General features: G+C 60.8%; 5 protein-coding genes. All 5 read right to left on the bottom strand.

The annotated features are described in order from the left end of the window. Positions 1–198 (bottom strand): SRPBCC domain-containing protein (locus VJR90_02515; GenBank protein ID HKV96346.1); only part of this gene is annotated, 198 nt, incomplete at its 3' end. Positions 199–276: 78 nt separating this feature from the next. Next, on the bottom strand, positions 277–630 hold the full coding sequence (locus VJR90_02510; protein ID HKV96345.1) for a metalloregulator ArsR/SmtB family transcription factor: 354 nt from the start codon (positions 628–630) through the stop codon (positions 277–279). 169 nt (positions 631–799) lie between these two features. Further along, positions 800–1,120 carry a hypothetical protein gene (locus VJR90_02505; GenBank protein ID HKV96344.1) on the bottom strand — a complete coding sequence of 107 codons (321 nt, stop codon included), beginning with the start codon at positions 1,118–1,120 and terminating at the stop codon, positions 800–802. Positions 1,121–1,985: 865 nt separating this feature from the next. Next, positions 1,986–2,447 carry a hypothetical protein gene (locus tag VJR90_02500; protein ID HKV96343.1) on the bottom strand — a complete coding sequence of 154 codons (462 nt, stop codon included), beginning with the start codon at positions 2,445–2,447 and terminating at the stop codon, positions 1,986–1,988. A gap of 780 nt (positions 2,448–3,227) precedes the next feature. Continuing rightward, a partial coding sequence (locus VJR90_02495; GenBank protein HKV96342.1) for an LLM class flavin-dependent oxidoreductase occupies positions 3,228–3,701 on the bottom strand: 474 nt, incomplete at its 5' end.

Here is a 3,701-nt window from a genome sequence, read left to right as displayed (position 1 = left end):
CCACTGCCAGCGGTATTTTCCGCCGACGCGGACGTCCATCTCGCACACCGGCATGTCCCAGCCGCCGTAGCCCTGCCACCTCGACACGAGCTCGGGCTTGGTATGGGCATCCCACACCAATTGACGGGGCGCATTGAACCGGCGCGTGACGCGAACTTCGCGATCACTTGGCGATGTAACTTCTGCTGGCGTTGGCATCGTTCTTCTCCTTGGGTTTGTTGATACGGCTGCTTGCTCAGGGGACAAAGGACCGCGCCGCGGCGCGACAAGCTCGCCCTATTTTCTTCGTTTCGATTTTGCGGGCTTGCCTTTGAGTTGGTCGAGCAGCGCATCGAGGCGCCGGTAGTTCTGCTCGAAGATTTCGCGGTAGCGCTCGATCCAATCCACGGCTTCCTCCAATCGTTTTGCTTCGAGGCGGCGCGGGCGGCGCTGCGCATCGATGTCGACGGAGATGAGCCCTGCGTGTTCCAGCACTTTGAGGTGCTTGGAGATGGCAGGCTGGCTCATCGCAAACGGCTCGGCGAGTTCCTGAACCGATGCTTCGCCGGTGGCCAAGCGTGCCAGAATGGCGCGCCGGGTGGGATCGGCGAGCGCGGCGAATGTGAGGGTCAGGCGGTCGGAAGTGTGCATAACCGATGGTTTTTATAACTCTTTGGTTATATACAATCGCAACCGACGGCTGTCAATAGTCGAGCGAGCCGGGACGCGCGCGGTCGAGCGCCACTGTTCAATAAACCCTCTACCAGCAGCAGCGTTCATTGGGTAGCTGGCGAGATGGCGAACTGGCTACGGGGAGCTCCTAGACGCGCGCCACGCGGGTCCACGCCTGCGCGACCGGATGGTCGGGCCACGGATCGTTGCCGTACGTATACCCCTCGAGCCACGCGAGCCGTCCATCGCGTACGAACAACGTGAGCCCGATGGCGTCGGGGGAATCGCTCAACGTGGCATGCAGCGACACTTCGAGAGCAGGCGGCGTGATCGTCGGCACGTCAGGGGGTACTTGAAAATGCGAAAAGAAGCCGACGCCACTCAACTCACGTCGAACGATGCGCGCATGCTCGTATTGATAAGCGATCTGCGCAGCCACCGGCGTCGGGTGGGCGATGATCTCTTGCATCGCAGATCGCTCTAAGGCCTGCAATTCTGGCGTTGGGTGGTCGAGTGGCTGCACGTTGGGATTCTGCTGATCGAACAGGCGACTGGCGGTCTAACGATCACGTTAGACGGCAAAAAGGATCATATATATGCATGCTCGCGAAGCGACCATGATCGATCGCTCTACCGTCAGTTTCAACGCCGAGCTAGCCTTGGCACGGCGACGGAATATACTTCTAGATGCCCCGGATGGCTCCGGCGTTCGCGGCAACAATGCACACGTGTGATCATCGCAGTACCACTCGAACTGGGTATTTCCATGTCCACCCGCCTCGCTCGCCGGGAAACCGGCCAAAGCGCTGTCGGTCGCGCCTGGAACCCCCAAGGAGATACGATGAGCGTTCTAGAAATCACCTACTGATCTGCGCGCCCCTGGGCGCGACTATGCGACATTGCGCGCCGCGATTGAATCGTATGGCGCATGGTGCCACCCGCTTGAGTCGACTTGGCTGGTGGCCACATCCGATTCGACTGCGTCTGTGCGGGACAAACTGCGATCGCACATTGACGCTAACGACGGTCTGCTTGTGAACGGTGTGACCGCGTCCGCGGCCTGGTTCGGACTGTCCAACGACGTCTCGGCATGGCTTAGGAACCAGTTGGGGAGTCTGGCCAGCTTCTGAGTCGGCGACATGGTTTGCAGTCCGGAGCTGCAAACCAACCACGCGCTCCTGAGCCTCGCTAGGTGTACGACCACAGACAGCCTGCCTGCCTAACGCCCCAGTTAAGCTGCAAAGGATTCAAATAAGAGTGCGCGCGCCAGCGCGCACTATCAATAGCGATCCTTTGTCAGCTTCAACGCACGTTAGAGAGCAGGCGTGAGGGATTCAGAACGACGAGCGGGTCGCGCAGAAATGTCCCTGTGCCGTGGTCGGTTTACCGCGCTGCCCGACGGCCATTGCGAGTCCGCCATCGACCCAGCGGCCAGCGAAGGAGTTGCTGTCGGCGTGGAACACCTCGAGAAACGTGCCTGAGTCCGTCCATCGCAGGAAAGGATTGCCAAAGATCAAGGAAAGTCGCCGACGAGCCGAGTCGAACGAGACAAGCACGCCAGGATCGTTCGGGAGACGACTACTCAATGAGGTCGCGGCGCCCTCGTGCCCAGGGAAACGAAAGCGCGAATCCATGCCGCCGAACAGTGGATAGGTCAGATTGCTGTTGCCGCAACGGACCCCGCCTTCGCAACGGACGTAGCGATGCACGGTGTCGGTGGGCTCAAGGATGAGTTGACCGGCACGCACGGTATCGAGTTCCGTGGCCGGAAGCCCAGCGGTAGCAACGACGATCAACGTGAACTGTCCTCGTAGGCTTGCTGGGTCGAACCTTTGTGGAATAGGTGGCGGCTGATTGGATGTGCCGGTTCGACTGCCATCGGTGGCTGGGTCACTCCAGCGGATGTCGCTCCACCGAGCGTCAGCGGTAACTGGCGGGCACGTTCGCGCCGACGCAGTCAGGTCGTGTGAGGGGCGCGCTGCGCGGCAGCCACTGGTCGCTAAGCCAATGAGAATGCCGAGTATTCTTGTCCGCGAACCTATTCCCAAAATCGAGATCTCCTTTCATTGGATCGAAAGCTGTTGCTCTCTAACTATCATCGTATGCTGCGTGAATGCACTGTGGTGTGCCTTACGCTGCATGCTTATCCTGCGAAGTTCCTCAATGTATCGCAAGGGCTCGCTGCATAAGTACACGCGCACTGCTCAGCTAACTCGCACCAGATTGTATAGGGCAGTTCCGCCGCGCGCCGGTCGCACCACCGTGTTTAGGCTGCGACGGCTTGCAGTAGAATGAACGCGGGCATCGCCTAGACGCCGAGCGCGGAAGCGAGAGTCATAGGCGACCGCCGGCCGGCGAACGCCGACGCGGCGACTTCGGGCAGATTCTGATCGACTGCATATCGCCGACAACACGCGATGCACAACCGGCGGTCTTCCGAGGACGGGCGTGATAGCCTGAGCGCCGAAGTGGTAGCGCCTAACACGCAGCTCATAGAGAACACAAGAAAAGCGCCCGCGGAGCGGGCGCAAATCTCGAGACCGTGTGTCAACCGACCATACCGCCGTGCTCGGACGTCAGCTCGCCCGGCTCGCTGGCGCCCGCTCCTGCTCCACCAACGGCATCACCTGGTCCGCAAACCGCTCCATCTCCTCGAACTGCGGACTGCACTGCAGCAACAACAAATTGAGCCCCGCCTTCTCCAGATCGATGATCCGCTCGGCCACCTGCTCCGGCGTCCCCACCAGCCCCGCACGCAACCCACGGTTAGACACCGAGTAATCCTCGAGACTCACCTGCTGCTCGAGCTTCGTGTTCGAGATCCAATCCTGATAGTTGTTGTACCCTGGCGAACCCGGCGACACGTTCGTGATCCGCTCGAGCTCACGCTTCGCATCCGCCTCCGAGTCGCGCACGATGAAATACGCCGCCATGCCGTACGTCATCGGCTCCGGATCCACGGCTTCCCGCCGCTGCTTCATGTCCGCAATCTTGGGCTCGATCCGCTCCGGCGGATCCCCGTGCATCACGTACGCATCGCACGCCCGCGC

The sequence above is a fragment of the Gammaproteobacteria bacterium genome (assembly GCA_035279405.1).
Lineage (GTDB): Bacteria > Pseudomonadota > Gammaproteobacteria > Natronospirales > REEB76 > REEB76.
Note: the sequence above shows the minus strand (reverse complement) of the source record. Positions and strands in the feature narration are given on the sequence as shown.